The sequence below is a fragment of the Candidatus Manganitrophaceae bacterium genome (assembly GCA_016200325.1).
Lineage (GTDB): Bacteria > Nitrospirota > Nitrospiria > SBBL01 > Manganitrophaceae > Manganitrophus.
This window is the reverse complement of record JACQEZ010000012.1, coordinates 1-22,411: the sequence shown is the minus strand read 5'-3', so window position 1 is coordinate 22,411 and position 22,411 is coordinate 1. Positions and strand designations below refer to the sequence as shown.

The window sequence follows — 22,411 nt, the reverse complement described above, 5'->3', positions numbered from 1 at the left end:
ATCACAGGGGATATACAAATTCGGTCTAAATTATACAGGGGAGGGTACCGTACTTATTTTCATGTGTCAAGAAGAATAACAGGGAAAGTCGGGCTATGTAAAATTAGGTATAGAGCTTATGCGAGAAGGATCGTTAGGCAGAGCACGGTCGCAGTCAGCACCAATCCCGCGACGGAAACCGCCAGGCCCCGGTCGATCGACGGCCGCGCTTGCCATTGGGTGGGATAGAGCGGTGCATTCGAGAGATAGGCGCCCGGCTCGAAGAAGTGGAGCTCCTGTTCCAGAAGGATCAATTGGCGCTTCGCCCCTTCGTGGCGCGATTTTTCCTGGCGGATCTGATTGATCAGCAGGAGGGTGACGAGTCCGACGCCGACGCAGGAAAGGCCCTTCAGTTCGGGATGAATCAGCCGGCCGCCCGAGAGGAGGACGGCGAGGACCGAGAGCGACACAAAAGTGAGCATCCCGTTTCGGGCGATCTGCATCATTGCGGCGCGGCGGTTGTAGACCTCCTGCTTGAAGATCGGATAGATCGCACGGAGCGTCTCGGCTGTTTCGATTTGCGAGTGCTTCTCGATCATCGTCCGCTGACCTGGTTGAAAAAAGGCGAGGTGAGACGGATGGCAGCGATGCCGTCGATGAGGGTGCGGATGGTGAGTCCCAACATGCAGAGGCGGTCGAGTTGTGGCTTGGGGATCTTCTGCCCCTCTCGATCCCGCAGGTCGTCCAAAATGGTCCAGCGTCCAGCCGGGTCGAGTCGATCGAGAATCGCTTCTTCTTCGGGTCGGAGCGCGTTTCGAAGGGCCGCCTGAAGCGCTTCGACCGAGGGGCCCCCCTCCTCTCCGAAAGCATGGTTCAGCAGGAGCGGATGGCCGCCGGTGTCGTTCCAGATCCGATCGGCCGCTTCGCTGCTCGCCGTGGGGCCGAGCGCTTCTCGGATGATCTCGCGTGCTTCCCGGATTGGGATGGCGGAGAGGGGATAGAGGCGGAGCGGCGGTTTGAAGGCGGCCGGATTTGCAAGGACCCAGTCGCCGAAGGAAGCGCCGCCGATCCAAGAGATCGCTTGAATCGGGGGGAGGGTGAGCTCCTGCGCCAGGTTGATGATCTGGGGAATCAGCGTTTCGGAGAAGGGGAGGAGCGCCTCAGCGTTGTCGAGGAGAAGAACAATCGGACGGGAGTGGATTTCGGACGGCGCTTTCTCATAGAGATGATGGAGCTGCGTCATCAGCTCCGGAAAGGAATTCGGAGGGCGGTGGTACCGGCTCTTCGTTTCGGGTCCGATCCCTTGCTGAAGGAGCGCCTCAAGAAGTTTCGGCCAAAAGAGGTCGGGAGCGGGGAGTCCGTTCAGATCGATTAAGACGGCCCGGTTCGGTCCGGCGTCGATCATCTCTTTCAGTCTGCGCGCGAGGGTGGTTTTTCCAATCATCGGTCCGCCGACAACCGCCGCCCAACGGCCGGCAAGAAGTTGGCCTTTGAGGTTTTCCAGCAGGCCGGTTCGGCTCCGAAACGCTTCCTTTGACATGGCCCGATCTTAACATACCCCTTTTGGATCGGCAACGAGAAAGGAGGGGGAGGGCGCACCGCGGCGCTTATTGCTTCGATTGACTCACCTCTTTTTCGAACCCCGGCAGGATCGCCTTGAAGAAGGCATTCTCGATGATCCGGATGATGGTGTCCCAGGTGCTCGATTTCGGATTTTCAATCCGGCCGGAGAGATCGGCCCGCGTCGCGACCTCGTCGCGGGGTTGGTTCTCCAACAGTTTTGAGACCCCGCCGACCAACCGCTCATAGAGTTTATGAAAAGCACTCTTCTCTTTGTCCTGGCGCCGGTCATAGACTTTGATTTTTTGAAAGAGCGGTTTGACGTAGCCGGTTACATTTCCCTCTCTCACCGCCAATTCCATGAAGAATGAAAACGCGCCGGCGGCGACATCGAAATTTCCATACGCCCGAAGGAGATCGTTCATCGTCTTTAAATCGGTCTCTTCAATGCTGACGGCGAGATTCAGATTGGGGCCTTTCTTTTGAGGCCGGAAGACGGCATTCGCGCCGAGGTTCCCGCTTCCCATAAATTTTCCCTTCAGTTTTGCCTCCGTTTTTCCCTCCGTGAGGTGGTTGCTTAAATGGGTTAATTGCAGCTCTGTTTGGTTGATATAAACGCGATAGTTCGGCTTGGCTCCTTTATTAATAAATCCGAGATTGCTTCTTGCAATATCGAGCTCATCAACGGTGATCAAGGTGGACGGTGCGCTCTCCGTCGTGGAGGCCTCTTTGGCCGTCTCCGCTGCTTTGTCTCCGCTCTTTGAAGCGGCCGGCCCCGGTTGATAGACATAGTCGATATGGGCTTGATCGAGGAGAATTTTCTCGATGTGAACCGTCTGCGTCTGCGGCGAATACTCGACCTCTCCCGCTCCGGAGAGGGTTCCCTGATGGACGATTAACGGAAGACGGCGAATCAACGGCTCGAGGTCGCGGAGATCAAGTTGATCGACGTTGAATCCGGTCTGGATTCCAATGTAGGGGACGGCGAGAAAATCGGCTTTTCCGTTGAGGCGGATTTGTCCTCGATCGAAGATGGCTCCCTCCAGATGAACCGGGGAGGGATAGACATGCGGGGCCGATTCGACGTTCAGGATGTTCTCCGCGACGAAGTGGATCTTTCGGAAATGAATCTGTTTCAGCGGAATGTTGTCGACGTAGGTCAGGTCGCCGTCGACCATTTCAAGATGGTTGATTTTCACCGGATAGATCGTTTGAATCGCCTTCTGCCAACCTCGGTCCGGGGGGGCCGGTTTTCCTTTCTCCTCCGCGTCCGACTTCTTTTGACTATGATTGATCTCCTCTTGCGCGGCCGCAAAGTTGAGGTAGACCACCGGCCGTTCAATCCGATAATCGCTGACGATCCGGCCGCGGAGCAGCGAGCGCCACTGGATGCTGGCGGTGAGCTTTTTAATCTCTGCGAGGGGAGGGGTGGGGTTGGCCTGTTGGATGACGACGATCCTCTCCAGGTCGAGGGAGAATCCGAAGACATGGAAATTGAGGGCGCCGATTTGGACTTTATATCCTTTGAGCCGGTGATTGACTTCGCGCTCCATGTAATTGCGGAGCGGCGCATCGATCAAAAAATCGAGCGCGATGAGGAGCACGATCAAGACCGCGATCGATCCGAAGAACCAATAGCTGAATTTACGTAGCGTCATGACATACCTCTCCCTCTATATTAAAAAGGTCGAGGCATAAAAACAACAATGGCCGCTTTCGCGGCCATTGCTTTTTAAAAAGAAGATGTGCTTCAGCTCTAAAGTTTCTTAAGCTCCTCGGCCATCTTCGTCAAGGTTCCCTTCGCATCCCCAAAAACCATCATCGTATTCGGCTGAATGAAGAGGGCGTTGTCGATCCCCGCAAAACCGGGGTTCATGCTCCGCTTCAAGACGATCACCGTTTTCGATTTCTCGACGTCCAAGATCGGCATCCCGTAGATCGGGCTGCTCGGATCGGTCTTCGCGGCCGGATTGACGACGTCGTTCGCTCCGATGACGAGTGAGACATCGGCATGCTCGAACTCGGGATTGATGTCGTCCATATCGAGCAGCTGATCGTAGGGGACATTCGCTTCGGCCAACAGAACGTTCATATGTCCCGGCATCCTGCCGGCGACCGGGTGGATCGCATATTTGACGGCGGTTCCGTTCTTTTCCATCAACTCGGCGAGTTCACGAACGGCATGCTGCGCCTGCGCCACCGCCATCCCATAACCGGGGACGACGATCACCAATTTGGCCGCTCGGAAGATCTCCGCCGCATCGCCCGGTGTGCCGCTTCGGACGGTCGCCTGTTGCTTGGCGGCCGCTTCCGGGGCCGGCGCGGCGACCTGCCCGAAAGCGCCGAAGATGACGTTCGAGAAGGAGCGGTTCATCGCCTTGCACATGATCACCGAGAGGAGAAAGCCGGAGGTGCCGTCGAGCGCGCCGGCGATGATGAGGACGTTATTATGAAGGACGAAGCCGGTGGCGGCGCCGGCGAGACCGGCATAGGAGTTTAAGAGCGAGATCACCGTCGGCATGTCGGCGCCGCCGATCGGGAGAACAAAGAGAACGCCGAGGGCGAGAGAAACCAAGAAAAGGGTGATGAAGAGAAAACTGTTTGCCGGATTAAAAACGAGGTAGATGCCGATCGCCGCCGCAATCCCGAAGAGGGAGATGTTCATGACATTCTGTCCCTTGTAGACGATCGGGACGCCGGTGATCAGCTCCTGTAGTTTTCCAAAGGCCATCAAGCTCCCGGTGAAGGTCAACGCGCCGAAGAGGACTTCAAACGAAAGGGCGGCCATGATATAGGGAGGAATGTTCGGCGCATAGTGATAATACTTCGCGATGCCGACCAACGAGGCGGCCAGCGCGCCGAAGGCATGGGAGAGGGCGATCCGCTGCGGCATCGCCGTCATCGGCATGAAGATCGCCATCGGCGCGCCGATCGCCGCGCCGAGCAGGATGCCGGCGAAGATCCACTCATAGCTGATAATATCTTTGTGGAGCAGGGTCCCGACGACGGCGAGGAGCATTCCGATCTCGGCGTAAATAATCCCGCGGCGCGCCTTCTCCGGCGAGGCGAGCCCCTTCAATCCGAGAATGAAAAGAACCGAGGCGGCGAGGTAGGCAAAGTCAATAAAAGTCTTGGTAGACATTTATGCAACCTCCTGGCGTTTTCTGAACATCTTCAACATCCGGTCGGTGATCATGAAGCCGCCGACGACGTTGATGCTGGCGGCGGTCACGGCGATGAATCCGAGAATGGTGCTGAAGGTCGTCTCCTGGGTTCCGGCCACCACGATCGACCCGACGAGCGAGATTCCCGAGATGGCGTTCGTTCCCGACATCAGCGGGGTGTGCAGCAGCGGCGGCACACGTGAGATGACTTCAAAGCCGAGAAATCCGGCGAGCATGAAGACATAAAGTCCGATCTCTATATCTGAAGACATTAGGTTGTTCCTCCTAATTTATTATTTTTATCCTTTTGCGGCGATCTCTTTGACCTTTGAATTAACGATCTCCCCCTTGTGGGTTACCATCGCCCCCTTCGTGATCTCATCGTTGAGGTCTAACTTCAACTCTTTGTTCACGTAGAGGTGAAAGAGAAAGTTGTGCATGTTCTTGGCATACATCTGGCTTGCATGAATCGGCACGCTGCTCGGAAGATTGGTGGCGCCGACGATCGTGACGCCGTACTCCACGACCTCCTGGCCGACCTTGCTTAACTCGCAGTTTCCTCCCTGTTCCACCGCCATGTCGACGATCACGGAGCCTTTCTTCATCTCTTTGACCATGTCGGTCGTGATGAGGACCGGCGCTTTCTTGCCGGGGATGAGCGCGGTCGTAATCACGATATCGGCCGCTTTGACATGTTGGTGAATCAGCTCTTTTTCTTTTTTGTAAAACTCTGCGGAGAGCTCCTTGGCATAACCGCCGGCATCTTCCGCCTGCTCATGGCCGAGCTCCAATTCAACGAACTCCGCGCCGAGGCTCTTCACCTGCTCCTTCACGGCGGGGCGGGTGTCGAACGCTTCGACCTGGGCCCCCAGCCGTTTGGCCGTTGCGATCGCCTGCAGCCCTGCAACGCCGGCGCCGATGATCAAAACCTTGGCCGGGGGAAGGGTGCCGGCGGCGGTGGTCATCATCGGGATCAGTTTTCCGAAGGCCGATGCGGCGAGGAGGACCGCTTTGTATCCGGCGATGCTGCTCATCGAACTGAGGACATCCATCCGTTGGGCGCGGGTAATCCGGGGGATCAGGTCGACCGAGAAGGAGGTGACCTTCCTTGCGGCCAGCTTCTGAACGATCTCGGGATAGCTCATCGGTTGAAGGAGCGCGACCAGGATCGCTCCTTCCTTCATCAACTCCACTTCGTCTTTGCCGACCTTTTCGTTCTGGAGCGGCCGTTGAATTTTGATGACAATGTCAGCATCGGAGTAAACCGATGCGGCATCAGGGGCGATTTTTGCCCCGACCTTTTCATAATCGCCGTTTGAGAAGAAAGCGGCCTGTCCGGCATCGGATTCCACCCAAACTTCCAAGCCCCCCTTGACCATCTTGTCGACCGTTTCAGGCGTGGCGGCAACCCGGCGCTCCCCGGGAAGGATCTCTTTCGGAATGGCTATCTTCATGTCGCGATCCCTTTATGCAAGAGGATTAAACTCGATATTGAGTCAGAGGAGCAAAATGGTTAATTTATAACATAGGTTTAGGTCCCCTCGTCAAGCTTTATGTTGCATTTAAAAGAGGGAACGGGGGGGCTCGTTTTAGCCCGATTTCTTCATTGCCTCGAGCGCTTCCTCGATCTGTGCCTCGACCCCTTCCCGAATCAGCTCGTCGTCGACCATGTCGATGAGGTCGTCTTCGGTCACGGTGATGAATTTTCGGGCTTTTCCTTTGGTCAGCGAGATCAAAAAATTATTGTTGGTGGAGCGGGTCGGGATCACCCCTTCCACTTTCGGATCGATCTTCTTCAGCACCTCGAAAAACTTGGCACGTCCAGCCTCGATCTCGTCCATTTTGGACCTCCTCAATGAGTAATGAACCCTGATTCAGTAGGGGTGGCGATTTGAGTTTTATTTGGGGATGGGAGAGAACCGGCCGTTAATTTCCGGCGTAGCGGCTGACCCCGCCGAAGGTGCCGAACCACTTGTTGCCATCCGCGTCGATCGCGATGGAGTAGACGTAGTTTCCCAACAAGCCGTTCATCGTATTAAAGTTTTCAAAGCGCTTTCCGTCAAATCGGCTGACCCCTTTGTTGGTTCCGAGCCACATCACCCCTTGCTTGTCGATCTCGATCGCATTGATGATATTGCCGGCCAAGCCGTCGGCGGTCGTATAATTCTTGAAGACTTTTCCGTCGAAGCGGGAGAGCCCTCCCCCCCAGGTTCCGAACCATTTCATCCCGCCGGCGTCGATCGCGGAGGAGATGACATAGTTGGGGTTCACCTCCTGATTTTCTTTTCCGTCCGCCTGGTGATGCGCTGCATTCGTCTCATATCCTCCCCCGGTCGGGGCGGATCCTTCTCCGGAGATGTCGGCGCCGAGGCCGTCTTTGTGGGTCCAGCCCTTCATCGTTTTTCCATCGAAGCGGTTGACCCCCCCTTCGGTGCCGAACCAGAGGACCCCCGACGGCTCCCGCTCCAGCGTATAGACCCATTTGTCGACCAGACCATCGTCGATCGTATAGGTGACGAATCCCTTTCCATCGAACCGGCTCGCCCCCTTCCAGGTGGCGACCCACATCGTCCCGTTCGGCTCGAAGAGGACATCATAGACCCAGAGATCGCCAAGGCCGCTCTTCGGCTTGTATTGAATCCACTCGGGACCATAGTTCCTGTCTCCATGTCCGTAGGGTGTAAACTGCTCCCATCGGCTCCCGTCGAACCGGGAGAGCCCGCCGCCGTAGGTGCCGATCCAGGCGCTGCCTTTTGCGTCAAAATGGATCGAGACGACGACATTCGAAAGAAGCCCCGATTTGGCATTATAAATTTGATGCGTTTCACTTTTTCGGTTGAAGCGGATAAGGCCGTTGGAGGTGCCGATCCAGATCTCGTCTCCCCGCGCGGCCAACGCCCGGACGACGACCTCTCCGATCTGCCAGCCGGTCCAGAGAGCGGCGGGGTTCGGCGACGGGGGAGATTGCGCCCCGCCGGTCTGAACGATTCCTATGAACAAAAATGCAACGAAGAGAACCGCCTTCCAGCGGACGGTTTCCGACGGGGCGCTCGCTCTCCCGCCGGCATCCAGACGATGAAACGACTTCATCCCTCTCCCCACTTCAGTTTTTGGCGGAGCACTTGATAGTAGTTTCGATGGGGAGACTGGATCAATTTGAGCCGCCGCTCGGAGGCTTCGATATGGATCACATCGTCTCCCTGGAGCGGAAAGGTCTCTTGTCCATCGAAGGTCACGAGCGCCTCCTTCTCGGTGCTCTTCACGACCACCTCCACCGCCACATCGGCCGGAACGACGATCGGACGGTTGGTCAACATGTGCGGCGAGATCGGCGTCAGAAGGATCGCATCGAGCGAAGGGTGAAGGATCGGTCCGCCGGCGGCGAGAGAATAGGCGGTGGAGCCGGTGGCCGTCGATACGATCAAACCGTCGGCCCGCAGCCAGGTGACGAATTGATGATTGATGGTGATCTCCAATCGGATTAGTTTGGCCAGCGTTCCGTGGCTGATGACGACATCATTGAGGACGCGGGGCTGCGGGAACTCGTTCTCTCCGCGGCGGATGGTCGATTTGAGCATCACCCTCGGATCGAGGATGTATTGTTCTTTGAAGATCTTCTCCAGGGTCGGGTAGAGCTCCTCCAGCGTGACCTCCGTGAGAAAGCCGAGGCTGCCGAGATTTACCCCGAGGATTGGGATGTCGAGCCCTTCGACCATCCGTGCGGCCGACAGGAGGGTTCCGTCCCCGCCGAGGACGATCAACATGTCGAGCGCAGGGGGGAGCGTCCGCTCCGGACCGGTCGTCTGGATCAGGAGCGCTTCTCTCCCCCGTTTCTGGAGCCAGTCGATGAGATGTTCCAGAGCGGCTTTCCCTTGGGGATGATCGGGCTTGAGGACGATACCGATTTTTTTCATGGAATAAATTTGCGCGACTCTGGTTAAGATGCGAATAAATAAGGGCGAGTTCGATTCTATACGCCCCTCTTTTCTTTGTCAACGACGGAAGCGGTTATCGGGGCAGGCCGGTCAGTAAAAAATAGCCGCCGTTATAGAAAATATGAAGCGCAAGGGAAGGGTAGAGGCTCGCATGTCGGTCTCTGAAAAACCCGAAAAGGAGGGAGGGGAAAAAGACCGCCGCAGCCCAGAGCGGAGGATGGGAGAAGAGATGTGCGAAGGTGAAAGCGATCGAGGCGCCGAGGTTTGCGGCGCTGATACCAAAGAGGGATCGACCTCCCCAGCGGGAATTCAGCCAAGCGCCCTGAAGGAAGCCCCGGAAGAGGAGCTCTTCCACCGCCGGCTGCCAGAGGACCAAGAAGAAAAATGAAAAAGAGAGGAGCTCCTCCGGCCGCAGCGGGTTTGTCGGCTGGCGCATCCAGAGGAGGAGCCAGAAGAGACCGCCCGCGAGGAGGGCGAGGAGAAAGAGGGGATCTTTATAAAAAGGAGGGAAGGTGCCGAGGCCGAGGTCCTTGATCCATCCGCGCATGAGCGAGATCCCACAATCCGATTTTGATTTTTATTTTTTTATCCAGGGCGCGTCGGGCAGGTGATTTGGACCGCCGTTTTGCGCCGTTTTGCGCTATTTTGAAGGTTTCATGATAGAATCGGAAGGTCAAAAAGGAACCTATCATGGGTGGCCCCCCTTGTCAACGAACGGCGGGGGTGGCATGGTCGCGGGGGGCGGCGCCGATTGGCTTGACAATTGATATCCATTTTCATACCATAGGTCGGTTTTGTCAAAGGAGTGATCTCAAATGCCTTACAAGATTCGCGTTCAGAAAAAAAGAGAAGAAGCCTCGCTTCGTCTGGTGGCCCGTTCGGAAGAGTGGGTGGAGCAGGTCCGTAGCAATCCAAAATGGATCTGGACCGGCGTGGGGATTGTTCTTGCGGCTCTGTTGGTTTTCCTCGGCGTTTGGTTTGTGAATAACCAAACGGAACAGAAGGCGGGTCTGCTGGAGGCCGAGGCGTTCCGGCTCTTTCACGAGCCGCCGCCCCTTCCTCAGCCGAAGGAAGAAGGAAAACCCCAGCCCGACCTTCTGGACAAGACGGAGCGGCTGAAAAAATCGGTCAGCCTCTACGATGAGATCCTGCAAAAGTATCCACGGTCGGCGACGGCGCGTACGGCGGAGTATGAGATCGGAAACATTTATTTCGAGCTGAAAGATTACGACGCCGCCGAAAAAAGATATCTCGCCTTTCTCGGAAAGCATTCCGACCAAAAAGACCTCGCCTCTTTGGCCCACCTCAAGCTCGGCTATCTCTACGAACGGAAGGGAAATGCGGATGCGGCGATGAAGCAGTTCCGGACCGCTTACGAATCGGAAGAGGGGCATAACCGCGATCAAGCCGGCTTCGAATGGGCCCGTGCATTGGAGGCGGGTGACAAGAAGAACGAAGCGGTGGAGATCTATAAAAAGGTCTCGGAAGGATATGCCAAATCACCCTGGGCGACTGAAGCGAAGGTTCGGATGGACAAACTGAACCCGCCTGCCGCGGCGGCTCCAGCCCCGACCCCCTCGGGCGCAGAGCCGGGGAAGGCCACCCCACCTCCTGCAGTCGCAAAAGAGCCTTCCGGCGCAAAGCCGAACCCGAAGCCGAAGAAATAAGTCGGGTCAAGGGCGGACAAAGGGCGACAAAGGGATAGATAGAGGCGGAGAGATTAGTTCTGGAGCGGAATGATCAGGTAGTTGCCGGCCTTAAGGTTGCGGTCTTTCCCGATCTGATTTGCCTGCAAGAGGCTCCGGATGCTCACCTCATATTTTCGGGCGATCGAGCTGAGGGTCTCCCCCTTTGAAACGCGGTGCTTTTGGACCTCATTTACCTTTGGCACCTTCGGCTCTTTCTCTGCGCCGGGGGTAAAATTGGCCAGGAAGGTTTCGCGGGTTCCCATCGGAAGCTTAAGCCGATAGTGCGGGTACCCCGGCGGAGTCATCTCTTTCTTTAGCTCCGGATTGTAGAGTTTAATATCGGCAAGGGAGACACCGGCCGCCTTTGCGATTGCCTTGAGAGAGGTCGATTTCGGAATCTCCACTTCGTCGTAAACGAATGGAGGGTGGTACTCGATGAAGAAGCCGTATTTTTGCGGATTCCTCGCGATAATCGTCGCCGCCATGAATTTGGGGACGTAATTTTTCGTTTCAGGACGGATGTGGCCCGACAGTTTTAATTCCCAGAAGTCGTCGGCCTTGGTCCGAGCCATCGCCCGCATGATCCTCCCTTCCCCGGCGTTGTATGAGGCCATCGACAACGGCCACGATCCGAACATGCCATAAAGGTCTTTTAAGTATCTTGCAGCGGCGACGGTCGATTTGACCGGATCTCTTCGTTCATCAATCCATTGATCGATTCTCAAGCCGTATTTTTTCCCGGTCCCTTTGATAAATTGCCACGGACCGGCCGCCTTGGCGCGGGAGAAGGCCTTCGGATTAAATCCGCTTTCAATCAATGCAAGGAAGACCAGATCTTCCGGCAGCGCATGCTCCCGGAGGACATTCCGCATCATCGGAATGTACTGCCCGGAACGGGCGAGCCAGAGTTCAAATTTGTCCCGAAGCCGCGTCTGGAAAAAGACGATGTAATCTTTTACCAATTCATTGAAAACGATCGGAACGTCATAGGTAATCGAGGGGTCCAGCGTATTGGGAATCAAATCGGAGAGCAACGGATCGGAGGGGATCTCAAGTGTCTGCAGGTCAAAAAAGTCTTCAGGAAGATGTTCTTCGTTTTCGATCTCTTCCAGCGGGGTGGTCCGATCGGGGGTGACGCTCTCTTTATCTGGAGAGGCGTCGAGCGGGGCCGCGACGGCGACCGTTGCCTGGATCGATCCGACCGAAAGGTCGGTCACCTCTCCCGCTCCGATCGCGGAACCGGAACCGAGCAGGGCGACGAGCGAAAATCCCAAAAAAGCGGTCCCGATTCGACTGATCTCCGTTTGCCTCATTTGTTTTTTATCCTAATCCGGCGCTCTATAACAAACAGTATATAGCAAAAACGCTGCCATCTCATTCTCAAGTGTCTCTTCTTTTGTATTCAATTTTGGACATTTTGTCAATGAAAATAGGAAAGAGTTGACTATTGAATAAACGTTCAGTAACTTCAATCTGATGGGCCATTCGACAAAATAGATTGAGACGCGGTAAAAGCGAAGCAGCGTAGATAGCTTAGATAACATAGGTAAGGAGCTCCTTCCTTACAGGCTAGTCCTCCTCTGTTTCGAAGAATGGGTGCCGGCGCCGCCTGCATTCGCGACATCGCCAACGAGGCGGGGATCATAGAAAGGCTGATCGACGATTAAATCATTCAAATAAGTCACTCAACGAGACCTATCACATTGGGAGAAGGGTAAATCATGATCCGGAGGGGGGGTGTTTTCCTTTTGATATCGGGGCTGATCTTGATCGGCCATTCCAACGTCTTCGCGCAGCGGGTTGTCACCTTAGAGGAAGCCTATCGACAGGCGATGGCTGAAAGCCAGCAGATCGGGATCTCTCGCGAAAATCTATTGCAGGCCGAGCAAGAGATCGACCGTGCCAAAAGCTTTCTCTATCCCAACGTCAACACCGATGCAAACTATCAGCGTCGTGCTGACCCGAAGTTCGGACCGTCGTTCGGCATCGGCGCCTCCGGTGCCGTTCCGATTCTTCCGCAAACGCAAGAACAATTTAACCTCACCCTGAGTCAGCCGCTCTACACCGGCGGCCGGGCCACCGCCGCTTTTCGAAGCGCGAAGCTGGGAGTTAGGGGAGGGAGGCTCGACCTCAGCTTGACTACGGAGAATCTCCTTTTCGAGGTTGCCCGCGCTTATTATGAAGCGCTCAAAGCACAGCGAAACGTCGAAATTGAAGAAAATGAAGTCCGGCGGCTGGAAGCGCACCTAACCGATGCCGACAAGCGATTCCGAGTCGGAGAAGCGATCAAGACGGTCGTTCTTCGTGCCCAGGCGGAGCTGGCCGACGCCCGCGCCCGGCTGATCCGCGCCAAAAACGATCAAGCGACAACCCTCGATCAACTGGCGCTCCTCGCCCGGATCGCCGATCCGTTCACCCTCGCCGATCCTCCCTCTTTAACCCTCTCGGAGAAGGCCGAGGCGGAGTGGGTGAAGACGGCCCATGCGCGCCGGTCTGATCTGGAGCGTCAGTCGGCGAACATCCAAATCTCGGAAGAACAGATCAAAATCGCGAAGGGAACTTTTTTCCCGACATTGCGGCTAGAGGGGCGATACAACTGGCTTCATCAAGATCCTCAGACCCCCTTCGCGATTACGAACGATCGATCGGCGCTTCTCATCTTCTCCTTTCCAGTTTTTGAGGGACGGCTTCGCGTCGCCGAATTGGCGCAGGCAAGATCCCGTCATCGTCAGACGGTCCTTCAAAAGGAGCTCCTCTCGGATCAAATCGCCGTCGAGGTGCGGCGGTCGCTCTTGAATTTAAACGCCCTGACCTCGGAGGTCGATGTTATCAAAGCCCAGGTGGCGTTTGCGCGGGAGAATTTCGCGCTGGTTTCCAGGCAGTTCGCCGTCGGGCTGGCCACCAATATCGATGTCCTCGATGCGAACGCCGCCCTCATCAGCGCGGAGCGGCAGCTGACGAACACGACCTACGATCGGGAGGTGGCGATTCTTCAGGTGGAGAAATCGGTCGGCGTCTTCCTCGACCTCATTCCGCCGTCGGCGGGACGCCGCGAGGAGCGTTCGCCCCCTTCGGCAAGCGGTCCCGAAAAAAAGGAGGATCAAAAGTAAACGGTCGTCCCGCTCCAGGGATGAAATGAACTTGAAACGATTTCTCGGCGGCTGTATGATGAAATAAATCCAGGACCGTTGAATGAAGTTTCGTCTGCTCGATTTGAATCCGACCGGAAAAGAAGAGTTCCCGCGCGTTCTCTTCTATTCGGTCGTTTTGCACTATCTGATTTTTTACCTCCTCTTCGGCAATCCCTTCCTGCTTCGGTTCAACCGGACCGGAAACGGTGCCCAAACGGCCGAACTCAGCGTCGAGCTTCTCGCGCCGAGTCAGATAGAGAAAGATCCCAAGGCCGCAGACACAAAGCCGGATCCCTATCCCATCGTCTTCCCTCCCGAAGAGGGGAGCGACGAAGAAGACCGGATTGAAACGAAAGAGGCGAAGGTCGACCCCGCTTCCGAAGAGGGGACAAACCTCGTCCCGGCGGTCGTGCCGCTCCCTCCCTCGTCGGAGAAAAAGAAGGAGCATAAACTCCCCCCCAATATGACCGGTCCGCAGGACTGCATGCTCAAATTGGTCGGGATGGTCTGTCCCAATGGTGATTTCGGCTGCATCGAGGCGTATAAACAATTTTGCGAAAACCTGCCGAGAGAGGCGGGCGCCGGAGGCCGAACGTCGGTCGCGGGTCAAAAACAGTGAGCGGTTTATTTCGGGTGATCTTTGTCCGTTTATGACGGCGTTTCCCGACGCAGATTCCATGCGTCGGTTCCATATTTTTCCTTTGCCAAGCGGAGGGTGGTCGCCTCTTCCTCCGGGGTCAGCGAGCCGGATGCCAGCCGGATCGGCAGCGCCGATTCAAATCCGCTTGTAATGGCCCGTACCATCGTATCCTCGGAAGGGAGGGTGGGGAGGAGTTCGGACAGTCCAATTTGATTTGCCGAGGGGTGAAATCCCTCCACGCCGCGCTTCTCCAAAATCAACGAGCCATGTTGAAGGAAATGGCCGACCCACCGCCGCTGGGCGCTCCCGATCAGTTTTTTCCCTTGCGCGGTGATTTCATACCAGGAGGTCGAAGCGAAGCAGAGGGGACTGGAGGGCCGTTCTAACCGCTCGGAGCGCGGAGGGGAGTAGACATCCACCGAAACGCCGAGCGACTGGAGTCCCGCGAGGAATCCGCCGGCGATGGTATAGAAGGTTCCTTTGATGCCGTCGGAAAAGAGCCGATCGCGCGTTCCGGCCACGACGGAGTAGGTCAACTCTCGATCGTGGAGAAGCGCGCGGCCCCCGGTAATCCGGCGGACAAAGGGGACCTTGCCGCTCAAGGCCGGAACATCCCATCCCGGCTCCCATGCTTGGAAGGAGCCGATCGAGATGGAAGGGAGCGACCAGCTGTAAAGGCGAAGGGTTGGGGGAGTTTTTCCATTCGAGAAAGCGATTGCAATCGCTTCATCCACCGCCATGTTGACTTCCGCCGGTTGAGGAGGATGAAGCAATAGCCTCCAGGATTCTTTCATATCCATTGTGATTTCTGAGTCATTTTGTGATCATTCCGGTTTGGGGTCATTCCGGCTGTTCGACCGTCCATCATTTCTGATTCTCTCCTCTGATGATCTCCGTTGATCTTACGGGAAGAAATTCGAGAGGTCAAGAATGGCTGTCCCGATCGGGCCGAACGGGCGATTCCGTTTGACAAGGAAGGAGCCGAACGGTATAGCTAACGAGATCGCTAAAGAAGGGTGGAGAGCAGGGCGGTGAAGAAGGGGCGGGGAGGGCGATGGGCGTTTTGGGAAGCCGTGGCGGGAGGCGCACTGCTTCTGCTCTTCCTTGCCGGCGCAACCTTGGCGATCGCGCCGGGCGCAGATGAGACCGCTTCAATTACCCAGAAGAGAGAGGACCATCCTTTATGGCACGGTCAGTTGACCGGCGCGCGCCTGGACCGTCGGATGGAAGCGTTTTCCGTTGCTTTTGAGCATCGCGAAGCGCCGGCGCGACTCTTCGGAACGTTTCTGGACCAGATCGGCGTGGAGCGGATCATCCATTATATAGAGGGAGAGAACCCCGCTTGCCACGGGGCGCTTCATGCGCTGGGTGCGGCTCTGGTCGAGCGGACCGAAGATCTAAAGAGCGCGATGATGCTCTGCGGGAACGCGTGCACCTTTGCCTGCGTCCATGGTGCGATCACACACGCTCTTGCAACGGCATTGCCTAAACAGGATGAAGGGATTTTTCCTCGGAATAGAAAAACCGAGGCGCTTCTACAGCGCGAAGTGCTCTCCCTCTGTCGAGAGGACTCTCAGACGGTTCGGGATTTTTTCTCCGGCAATTGCGCGCACGCCGTGGGACACGGATTTGCCGAGCGGTCGGCGGATCTCTCCCTAGCGAAAGCGGATTGCGCCCTCTTTCCCGATGCAGAAAGGCATTACTACTGTGAAAGCGGCGTCTTTATGGAACTCCGACCCATTCTGGCGGAGAAGATCTATCAGGGTGAATCGAGCCGCAGCCGGAGGCGGGAGATCGCTCTCCGCTTCTGTATCGAGAACAGCGAATGGCCGAGCGCCTGCCTCCGCTTCTTTTTAGAGCCGATGCGTCGGCCGGAAGAGATCGATGCGCTTCGCTCGCGTTGCGGCGCGCTCGATGGGCCGGCCCGACGGGGATGCTTCCATACCCTCGGCTACATCAGCCGGGATTACGTCGCATCGCAGCCGGAGGAGATCAATCGGGTCTGTCGAAGCGACCGAAGCGACGATCCGTCCGATCCGGTCTTCTGCATCAGCGGACTCGCCTTCGTCAAAAAGAACCATCGGTTGAAAGAAAAGCTGGAGCGGGCGTGCGGTTTTCTGATGGATGCGGCGCTGAAGGAGGTCTGTGACGATCAGCATCGACGGTCTTATTATCAGGTCGATAATCGGATCATGAGGTCGATGCTCTCCGATACAAAGTCGATTTCCCCGGCGGATGGAGCGGGCCATCCATCCCGCTCCGGCTATTCCAGGGATTGACTTACCCGGAACTTTCGGTTATCTTTTCCAGCGATTTGTTGGACATTTGAAGAGAAGGAGGCAGCGTGATCGAGCGAACACTTTCCATTATCAAACCTGATGCGGTATCTAAAAACGTGATGGGTGACATCATCCGACGGTTCGAACAGAACGGTTTGAAAATCGCCGCCATCCAAATGCGTTCTCTGACCCGGAAAGAAGCAGAGGCGTTCTACCATGTTCACCGGGAGCGCCCTTTCTTCGCCAGCCTGGCCGCCTTTATGATCTCGGGCCCGGTCGTGGCAATGGTGCTGGAAGGGGAGAATGCCATCGTTAAGAATCGAACATTGATGGGGGCGACCGATCCGAAAAAAGCGGACAAAGGGACGATCCGCGCCGACCTTGCGGCGAGCATTGAGGCCAACGCGGTGCATGGCTCCGACTCCGCCGAGTCGGCGGCCTTTGAGATTCCTTTCTTCTTCAGCCAACTTGATCTGATTCGCTGAGCATGACGGGGCGGAAGAAATACGACGCAATCTTTGTTGGGAGCAGCTTGACCTCCCTGGCCGCCGCGGCGATGCTGTCGAAAAAAGGAAAGTCGGTCCTCTGCTTGATCGGGGCCGACCCCGATCCGCCGACCCCTCTCTTCCGTTTTGCACAGGGGCCGCTTCTCTACCTCGGTTTCGAGGAGGGGGGCGCGATGGAAGGATTCTTTTCCGAACTCCGCTTCCCTCTTCCCAACCTTCGAAAAGAAGGACTCTCCTTTAAAAGGCTTGTCCCCTTTCTACAGACCGTTCAGGACAATCATCGGATCGATCTTTATCCACAACGAGGAGAATTTCTCGATGAGCTGAAGCGAGAGTTCGGGGGGCAGATTCATAAAATTAAATTATTTATCGAAGAAATTGAAAAAGAGGCCCTGGAACTCTATCCTTATCTCGGCCGATTCTCACAGCTGGAAATGCAGGGGCTGGGGGATCGGTTCCATGCCTGGCGCCAGCGGCTCCAGTTCCAAATGACGGTCCGAAACCATAAAAACAAAACGGCCGCCGAATTTTTAGCCCCCTTTTCGTTCGATGAAGAGTTTAGCGAGTTTCTCAGTCTCCAATCCCTTTTTGCCTTTCGAAAGCCGGTCGCCGAGATCTCCTCTTATGAGTTGATCCTTCTGATCTCCGGCTTATCCAAGGGAGGGGTCCGGATGATCGGGGGGGGAACGACGCTGATCTCCTTTTTTCTCAAACTCATTCGCGGGTGGGGAGGCGAGGTGATCCCGGATAAGAATCTCTCCCGGACGGAGGTGAAGGGGAAAAGGGTCGAGGCGCTGTTGTTGGAAGACGGGACCCGTTTAACCGCAAGAGCGTTCGTCTTTCTCCAACCTCCCGCCGTGCCCCCTTTTCATTTTTATTTCACCCTCCGAGAGGAATGGATTCCGGCGCCGATGAAAGAGAATCTCATCATGACCTGGGGGGAAGCGCCTCCTGCCGACCTTCTCAACCTGATGGCCCTCCGCTTGGGTCTGGCTGAGGAGGAGATCTTCGGGGGGGGGACGCGGGGTCTTGCGGTGACCGTCTTCTTCCGACCGAATCTCGACATCACCTCCGATCGGATTGAAGCGGTCCGAAAAAGAATCCTCGACCGACTGCAATGGCTGATCCCTTTTTCAAAATCGCAAATGCAGGAGGTCGCAAGCGGCGGCGAAGAGAGCAAGCTCCCCGCTACACTGCGGACCCTTCAAAAGGAATGGACGGAAAAAGCAAAAGATCTTTCCAAAGGGACGGGGAGCCTGCTTCAGCCGAGAGAGGCTAAGAATGTGTTGCTTCTCCAAAACGATTTTTCAGACACGCTCGCCTGGGGCAGCTCCTTTTTAACCGCAATGGAGGTTGCAACCCTGGTGGAGCAGGGATAATTCGCAACAGGGTTCCGATCGGTCTCGGTTCCTCCACTTCTCTCCTGTTTGAGTTTTTGTCGATGGCCAGCTTTAAAATCATCTGTTTTTCCTCCCTGAAAAAAAGTCAGCGGCTCTCTGTCGTTTTTCTTTTTTGCTTTTTGCTCGCCGGATGTATCGGCCCGGTGACCCGCTCGGCGCCGCAAGACCCACAGGGGTGGGGCGAGCTGGTGGAAGGGGTCCGTTCCTTCGAAGCGGGACGCTATATCGAGGCCCGCCGTCGCTCCTTGAACATCATCGAGTCGTATCCCGGCTCCCCCCTTTTAGGAGAGGCCCAATGGCTGTTGGCCAAGAGCTATGACGCGACGGGAGAAAAGGAGGCGGCGATCCGCGAGCTTCGTCTCTATCTGAGAAACTACCCGAACAGCACGCATGAAGAAGAGGCGCATGCTTATCTGTTTCGTTTGGCGCAGGCCGACCCAAAGACGATCGCCATCACCTGGGCCCCCGCTTCCGGAAGGGGATTGGAAGAGGCGCTCCGCCGTTTCAAGAAATGGGGTGCGAACGCGGTGATTCTCCCCGTCGTCGATAATTCGATCGGACGGGGCGGTCTTTTTTTTAACTCGCCCGGTGCGCCTGTATCGAGCGACCGGGTGGGAGAATGGGCCGAGACGGCGCATCGGATGGGGTATCGAATGATCGCGCAGGTTCCCCTCCGGGAAATTCGCTGGGCGACCCTCCTTCACCCCGAATGGCGGGATCAAAAGTTTGATCCAAAGCGCGGAACCGTTCAGCCGATCGAAAAGCTCGATCTGTTTCACCCGGAGGTGAGGGAGATGATCCTGAGAATGTACCGGGATCTCGGCGCCTATCCGATCGATGGGATCTACATCGAAGATCTTTCCTATCCGGCCGAGGAGGGATGGAGTCCTTCGGCCATCCGATTATATGAAGGGCTTTTTTTCGAGCCGCTGGGACCAAACGACCTTCTTGAGGTGAGGGGGGGCCTGAACACCGACGGGAGGGGAAGGACAGAACGCGCTCCGCAGTTTTGGCATTGGGTGGGATGGCGGAGTCGCCACATGACCGATCTGCTGAAAGAGCTGCAGGGGGTCGTTCATTCGGTCCATCCGGGAGTAGAATGGGGAATCGCCCTTCCTGAAATGCTTGTTACCCAGCCGATGCGGGGACTGGAGGAGAACTCGCTCGATCTGCTCGATTTGAAACGAGCCCCAACAGACTTTTACCTGTTTGCCTCGACTCCCGGCTCTCTTGGAACACAAACCCTCGTCGAAAGGCTTTCCCGATACCATATTCAACCTCAAGAAGTCTGGCTTCATCAAAGGGCGAGCGGAACGGCATCGCCTTCCGAAATGGGGGGCTTTTCCTTCCGGGGCCTCCTTCTCGTAACTCCTTGACAAAGGAAGGAACGCTGGTTTATATCTATCTGACCATTTATTAAATGTGAGGCTCCGATGATTCCTGAGAATTTACGTTATCATAAAGAACATGAGTGGGTCCGTCCGGAAGGGAAGAAGGCGACGATCGGTATTTCCGACTTCGCCCAAGAGGCGTTGGGAGATATTGTTTATCTTGAGATTCCGAAATTGGGAACCGAGGTCCGGTATGGAAACGAGATCACGGAGATCGAATCGACTAAAACAACCTCTCCGCTCTATGCCCCGGTCGGCGGGAAGATTGTTGCAGTAAACGAGAAGCTGAAGGAAAAGCCGGAGCTGATCAACCAAGATCCGTACGGCGAAGGCTGGGTGGTCATGGTGGAGATGACCGATCCCAAAGAGGTCGAGAAGCTCATGACGGCCAAAGAATATGATGCTCTCCTTCAGAAAGAGGAGCATTGATCCGGACGCCGCGCGTCCGAGTCTCCTCGCAACATATTCCTTTTACATCAAAGGGCTTCTCCTCTCCCTCGTGCTTGGATTTCTTTTTCTTTTCAGGGTGTGGGCGGAGAAGGGCGAGGCGGTGCCTTCGGCGCCGGCCGCTTCAGCGCCGGTCCCTTCTTTTGTCGCGACCTCGAGCCGATCGCTTCAGCGGAATTCTGCTAAAAAAGGCGCCGTCTCCTCGACAAAGATTGATTTAAATATCGCCCCGGCCGCTCTCCTTGAGACGCTGCCCGGTATTGGCCCAAAGCTTGCCGCAGAGATTATACGATATCGCAATGATCAGGGTCCATTTCATCGATCCGAAGACCTGCTTCAGGTAAAAGGAATCGGTCCTAAGAAGCTCAGCCGCATCGAACCCTATCTCCTCTTTCAGCCGAATGACGTCGAAGCCAGAAAATAGAATCGATGAAAAAGAAGCGGACGCCGCGCTGCAGCGCCTCTCTCGGGGAACGGTCGAGATCATCCAGCGGGATCATCTAATCGAAAAACTCGAACGAGCAAAGGCCGAGGAACGGCCCCTCCGAATCAAGGCCGGGTTTGATCCGACCGCACCCGATCTGCATCTCGGTCACACCGTCCTCATACAGAAGATGAAGCAATTTCAGGATCTGGGACATGAGGTGATCTTTCTCATCGGCGATTTTACCGGAATGATCGGAGATCCGACCGGACGATCCGAAACGCGGAAATCGCTGACGCGGGAGCAGGTCCTCAAGAATGCGGAGACTTACAAGCATCAGGTCTTCAAGATCCTCGATCCGAAAAAAACGGTGGTTCGGTTCAACAGCGAATGGATGAGCGCGATGAAGGTGGAGGACCTCATCCGGCTGGCCTCCCAATACACCGTCGCTCGTATGCTGGAACGGGATGATTTTCAGAAAAGATATAAAGAGCTCCAGCCGATCGGCATCCATGAATTTTTATATCCGCTCATTCAGGGCTATGATTCGGTCGCGTTGAAGGCCGATGTGGAGTTGGGCGGTACCGATCAGAAGTTTAACCTCCTCGTCGGCCGGGAGCTGCAGAAGATCTATGGTCAACCGCAGCAGGTAGTGATCACGATGCCGCTGCTCGAGGGGACCGACGGCGTCAGGAAGATGAGCAAGAGTTTTGGCAACTACATCGCCTTAGAGGATCCCCCCGCTGAAATGTTCGGGAAGATCATGTCGATTCCGGACACTCTGATGTGGCGTTATTATGAGCTGTTGACGGATGAGGATTTAAACCCGCTGCGCGCGGCCCATCCGATGGAGGCGAAGTTAAGGCTCGCCCGGCTTCTGGTGGAGCGATTCCACGGAGCTGAAAAGGCCCGAGAAGCGCAAGAGCGATTTGACCAGGTCGTCGGAAGAAGCGACGTTGGAAGCCCTGAGATCGATTATCCGCTTGTTCCGCCCTATCCACAAAAATGGATCGATTTATTGGTCGCGCTCCAATTTGCACCGAGTAAAAGTGAAGCACGCCGGTTGATTCAGCAGGGTGCGGTAGAGCTTGAAGGTAAAAAGATAAATGATCCAAACGAAGCGGCGATACTGGAGCTGAGGAACCATCCTTATGACCTGAAGGTAGGAAAGAAAAGGCGGATTCGAATAATAAGAAAAGAAGGGTGTTGACATTCATTTTTAGTTATGTTAAAAACAACATGTTCTTGATTCAACATCAAGTCTGCTCTTTCCAAAAATAATCAAAACAAATTAAAATTCCCTCTTGACAGGCGATGGTAGTCGTGTTATAAGAGACAGTCGCACTGAGGAATTTTATTTTCCTTGATCTTTGAAAACTAAATAGAGTGTATTGATTCATAGCGGGTCCAGCAATTTCAAGAGAATCAAATTAGCAAGGTTTCAAGCTTTCTTTGGAGAGTTTGATCCTGGCTCAGAACGAACGCTGGCGGCGCGCCTAACACATGCAAGTCGCACGAGAAGTTCTCCGCAAGGGGAATTGTAAAGTGGCGCACGGGTGAGTAATATGTGAGTAACCTACCTTTGAGTGGGGGATAACCTCGCGAAAGCGAGGCTAATACCGCATTGTATCTTGAAGCTAAAGCCGAGAGATTAAAGATGGCCTCTATTTATAAGCTGTCGCTTATTGAGGGGCTCACATCCCATTAGCTAGTTGGCAGGGTAATGGCCTACCAAGGCGACGATGGGTAGCTGGTCTGAGAGGACGACCAGCCACACTGGCACTGAAACACGGGCCAGACTCCTACGGGAGGCAGCAGTGAGGAATATTGCGCAATGGGCGAAAGCCTGACGCAGCGACGCCGCGTG

General features: G+C 55.7%; 22 protein-coding genes and 1 rRNA gene. 11 read left to right on the top strand and 12 right to left on the bottom strand.

The window, feature by feature from the left end; all coding sequences use genetic code 11:
• Positions 1-116 precede the first annotated feature (116 nt).
• The 10 genes from HY282_11265 to HY282_11220 form a co-directional block, all read right to left on the bottom strand.
• Positions 117-578 (bottom strand): hypothetical protein, encoded by a 462-nt coding sequence (locus HY282_11265; GenBank protein ID MBI3804327.1) that lies wholly within the window; start codon positions 576-578, stop codon positions 117-119.
• Complete coding sequence (locus tag HY282_11260) at positions 575-1,519, bottom strand: ATP-binding protein (GenBank protein ID MBI3804326.1); 945 nt, start codon at positions 1,517-1,519, stop codon at positions 575-577. Before HY282_11260 ends, HY282_11265 begins: the two co-directional genes overlap by 4 nt.
• 67 nt (positions 1,520-1,586) lie before the next feature.
• Positions 1,587-3,197, bottom strand: a complete 1,611-nt coding sequence (locus HY282_11255) for a DUF748 domain-containing protein (protein ID MBI3804325.1) — start codon at positions 3,195-3,197, stop codon at positions 1,587-1,589.
• Between the two features lie 98 nt (positions 3,198-3,295).
• The gene (locus tag HY282_11250; protein ID MBI3804324.1) at positions 3,296-4,681 is read right to left on the bottom strand and encodes an NAD(P)(+) transhydrogenase (Re/Si-specific) subunit beta; all 1,386 of its coding nucleotides are present in this window, start codon (positions 4,679-4,681) and stop codon (positions 3,296-3,298) included.
• Positions 4,682-4,975, bottom strand: a complete 294-nt coding sequence (locus HY282_11245; protein ID MBI3804323.1) for an NAD(P) transhydrogenase subunit alpha — start codon at positions 4,973-4,975, stop codon at positions 4,682-4,684.
• 27 nt (positions 4,976-5,002) lie between these two features.
• On the bottom strand, positions 5,003-6,157 hold the full coding sequence (locus HY282_11240) for a Re/Si-specific NAD(P)(+) transhydrogenase subunit alpha (GenBank protein MBI3804322.1): 1,155 nt from the start codon (positions 6,155-6,157) through the stop codon (positions 5,003-5,005).
• A 135-nt stretch (positions 6,158-6,292) separates the two neighbouring features.
• Complete coding sequence (locus HY282_11235) at positions 6,293-6,544, bottom strand: hypothetical protein (GenBank protein MBI3804321.1); 252 nt, start codon at positions 6,542-6,544, stop codon at positions 6,293-6,295.
• 85 nt (positions 6,545-6,629) lie between these two features.
• Positions 6,630-7,793 carry a regulator gene (locus HY282_11230; GenBank protein MBI3804320.1) on the bottom strand — a complete coding sequence of 388 codons (1,164 nt, stop codon included), beginning with the start codon at positions 7,791-7,793 and terminating at the stop codon, positions 6,630-6,632.
• A complete protein-coding gene (locus HY282_11225; GenBank protein MBI3804319.1) occupies positions 7,790-8,617 on the bottom strand; it encodes an NAD(+)/NADH kinase in 828 nt (275 codons plus the stop codon). Before HY282_11225 ends, HY282_11230 begins: the two co-directional genes overlap by 4 nt.
• A gap of 94 nt (positions 8,618-8,711) precedes the next feature.
• A complete protein-coding gene (locus HY282_11220; GenBank protein MBI3804318.1) occupies positions 8,712-9,185 on the bottom strand; it encodes a JDVT-CTERM system CAAX-type protease in 474 nt (157 codons plus the stop codon).
• 268 nt (positions 9,186-9,453) lie between these two features.
• On the opposite strand from HY282_11220, the gene HY282_11215 reads away from it, so the two are divergent.
• Positions 9,454-10,305, top strand: a complete 852-nt coding sequence (locus tag HY282_11215; protein MBI3804317.1) for a tetratricopeptide repeat protein — start codon at positions 9,454-9,456, stop codon at positions 10,303-10,305.
• A gap of 53 nt (positions 10,306-10,358) precedes the next feature.
• Here HY282_11215 and HY282_11210 read toward each other — a convergent pair whose 3' ends face one another.
• On the bottom strand, positions 10,359-11,639 hold the full coding sequence (locus HY282_11210) for a transglycosylase SLT domain-containing protein (protein ID MBI3804316.1): 1,281 nt from the start codon (positions 11,637-11,639) through the stop codon (positions 10,359-10,361).
• 408 nt (positions 11,640-12,047) lie between these two features.
• Here HY282_11210 and HY282_11205 point away from each other — a divergent pair, with 408 nt between their 5' ends.
• The gene (locus HY282_11205) at positions 12,048-13,436 is read left to right on the top strand and encodes a TolC family protein (GenBank protein MBI3804315.1); all 1,389 of its coding nucleotides are present in this window, start codon (positions 12,048-12,050) and stop codon (positions 13,434-13,436) included.
• A gap of 82 nt (positions 13,437-13,518) precedes the next feature.
• The gene (locus HY282_11200; GenBank protein MBI3804314.1) at positions 13,519-14,076 is read left to right on the top strand and encodes a hypothetical protein; all 558 of its coding nucleotides are present in this window, start codon (positions 13,519-13,521) and stop codon (positions 14,074-14,076) included.
• Positions 14,077-14,105: 29 nt separating this feature from the next.
• On the opposite strand, the gene HY282_11195 is transcribed toward HY282_11200, so the two are convergent.
• Positions 14,106-14,897 (bottom strand): lipoate--protein ligase family protein, encoded by a 792-nt coding sequence (locus HY282_11195; GenBank protein MBI3804313.1) that lies wholly within the window; start codon positions 14,895-14,897, stop codon positions 14,106-14,108.
• Between the two features lie 231 nt (positions 14,898-15,128).
• Here HY282_11195 and HY282_11190 point away from each other — a divergent pair, with 231 nt between their 5' ends.
• The 8 genes from HY282_11190 to HY282_11155 form a co-directional block, all read left to right on the top strand.
• Entirely contained in the window at positions 15,129-16,376 is a 1,248-nt protein-coding gene (locus HY282_11190; GenBank protein ID MBI3804312.1) for a hypothetical protein, read from the top strand.
• A gap of 68 nt (positions 16,377-16,444) precedes the next feature.
• Positions 16,445-16,861 (top strand): nucleoside-diphosphate kinase, encoded by a 417-nt coding sequence (gene ndk / locus HY282_11185; protein MBI3804311.1) that lies wholly within the window; start codon positions 16,445-16,447, stop codon positions 16,859-16,861.
• A 2-nt stretch (positions 16,862-16,863) separates the two neighbouring features.
• Positions 16,864-18,261, top strand: coding sequence for a hypothetical protein (locus HY282_11180; GenBank protein ID MBI3804310.1), 1,398 nt, complete (start codon positions 16,864-16,866; stop codon positions 18,259-18,261).
• A 62-nt stretch (positions 18,262-18,323) separates the two neighbouring features.
• Positions 18,324-19,658, top strand: coding sequence for a family 10 glycosylhydrolase (locus HY282_11175; protein MBI3804309.1), 1,335 nt, complete (start codon positions 18,324-18,326; stop codon positions 19,656-19,658).
• Between the two features lie 57 nt (positions 19,659-19,715).
• Positions 19,716-20,102 carry a glycine cleavage system protein GcvH gene (gcvH, locus tag HY282_11170; GenBank protein ID MBI3804308.1) on the top strand — a complete coding sequence of 129 codons (387 nt, stop codon included), beginning with the start codon at positions 19,716-19,718 and terminating at the stop codon, positions 20,100-20,102.
• The gene (locus HY282_11165) at positions 20,071-20,544 is read left to right on the top strand and encodes a helix-hairpin-helix domain-containing protein (protein MBI3804307.1); all 474 of its coding nucleotides are present in this window, start codon (positions 20,071-20,073) and stop codon (positions 20,542-20,544) included. Before gcvH ends, HY282_11165 begins: the two co-directional genes overlap by 32 nt.
• Complete coding sequence (locus tag HY282_11160) at positions 20,522-21,754, top strand: tyrosine--tRNA ligase (GenBank protein ID MBI3804306.1); 1,233 nt, start codon at positions 20,522-20,524, stop codon at positions 21,752-21,754. Before HY282_11165 ends, HY282_11160 begins: the two co-directional genes overlap by 23 nt.
• Before the next feature lie 242 nt (positions 21,755-21,996).
• A 16S ribosomal RNA gene (locus HY282_11155) occupies positions 21,997-22,411 on the top strand; the annotation flags it as partial.

Coding starts and splice junctions, on each gene's coding strand:
- HY282_11265 (MBI3804327.1), bottom strand. CDS start 578: ATGATCGAGAAGCACTCGCAAATCGAAACAGCCGAGACGCTCCGTGCG.
- HY282_11260 (MBI3804326.1), bottom strand. CDS start 1,519: ATGTCAAAGGAAGCGTTTCGGAGCCGAACCGGCCTGCTGGAAAACCTC.
- HY282_11255 (MBI3804325.1), bottom strand. CDS start 3,197: ATGACGCTACGTAAATTCAGCTATTGGTTCTTCGGATCGATCGCGGTC.
- HY282_11250 (MBI3804324.1), bottom strand. CDS start 4,681: ATGTCTACCAAGACTTTTATTGACTTTGCCTACCTCGCCGCCTCGGTT.
- HY282_11245 (MBI3804323.1), bottom strand. CDS start 4,975: ATGTCTTCAGATATAGAGATCGGACTTTATGTCTTCATGCTCGCCGGA.
- HY282_11240 (MBI3804322.1), bottom strand. CDS start 6,157: ATGAAGATAGCCATTCCGAAAGAGATCCTTCCCGGGGAGCGCCGGGTT.
- HY282_11235 (MBI3804321.1), bottom strand. CDS start 6,544: ATGGACGAGATCGAGGCTGGACGTGCCAAGTTTTTCGAGGTGCTGAAG.
- HY282_11230 (MBI3804320.1), bottom strand. CDS start 7,793: ATGAAGTCGTTTCATCGTCTGGATGCCGGCGGGAGAGCGAGCGCCCCG.
- HY282_11225 (MBI3804319.1), bottom strand. CDS start 8,617: ATGAAAAAAATCGGTATCGTCCTCAAGCCCGATCATCCCCAAGGGAAA.
- HY282_11220 (MBI3804318.1), bottom strand. CDS start 9,185: ATGCGCGGATGGATCAAGGACCTCGGCCTCGGCACCTTCCCTCCTTTT.
- HY282_11215 (MBI3804317.1), top strand. CDS start 9,454: ATGCCTTACAAGATTCGCGTTCAGAAAAAAAGAGAAGAAGCCTCGCTT.
- HY282_11210 (MBI3804316.1), bottom strand. CDS start 11,639: ATGAGGCAAACGGAGATCAGTCGAATCGGGACCGCTTTTTTGGGATTT.
- HY282_11205 (MBI3804315.1), top strand. CDS start 12,048: ATGATCCGGAGGGGGGGTGTTTTCCTTTTGATATCGGGGCTGATCTTG.
- HY282_11200 (MBI3804314.1), top strand. CDS start 13,519: ATGAAGTTTCGTCTGCTCGATTTGAATCCGACCGGAAAAGAAGAGTTC.
- HY282_11195 (MBI3804313.1), bottom strand. CDS start 14,897: ATGGATATGAAAGAATCCTGGAGGCTATTGCTTCATCCTCCTCAACCG.
- HY282_11180 (MBI3804310.1), top strand. CDS start 16,864: ATGACGGGGCGGAAGAAATACGACGCAATCTTTGTTGGGAGCAGCTTG.
- HY282_11175 (MBI3804309.1), top strand. CDS start 18,324: ATGGCCAGCTTTAAAATCATCTGTTTTTCCTCCCTGAAAAAAAGTCAG.
- gcvH (MBI3804308.1), top strand. CDS start 19,716: ATGATTCCTGAGAATTTACGTTATCATAAAGAACATGAGTGGGTCCGT.
- HY282_11165 (MBI3804307.1), top strand. CDS start 20,071: ATGATGCTCTCCTTCAGAAAGAGGAGCATTGATCCGGACGCCGCGCGT.
- HY282_11160 (MBI3804306.1), top strand. CDS start 20,522: ATGACGTCGAAGCCAGAAAATAGAATCGATGAAAAAGAAGCGGACGCC.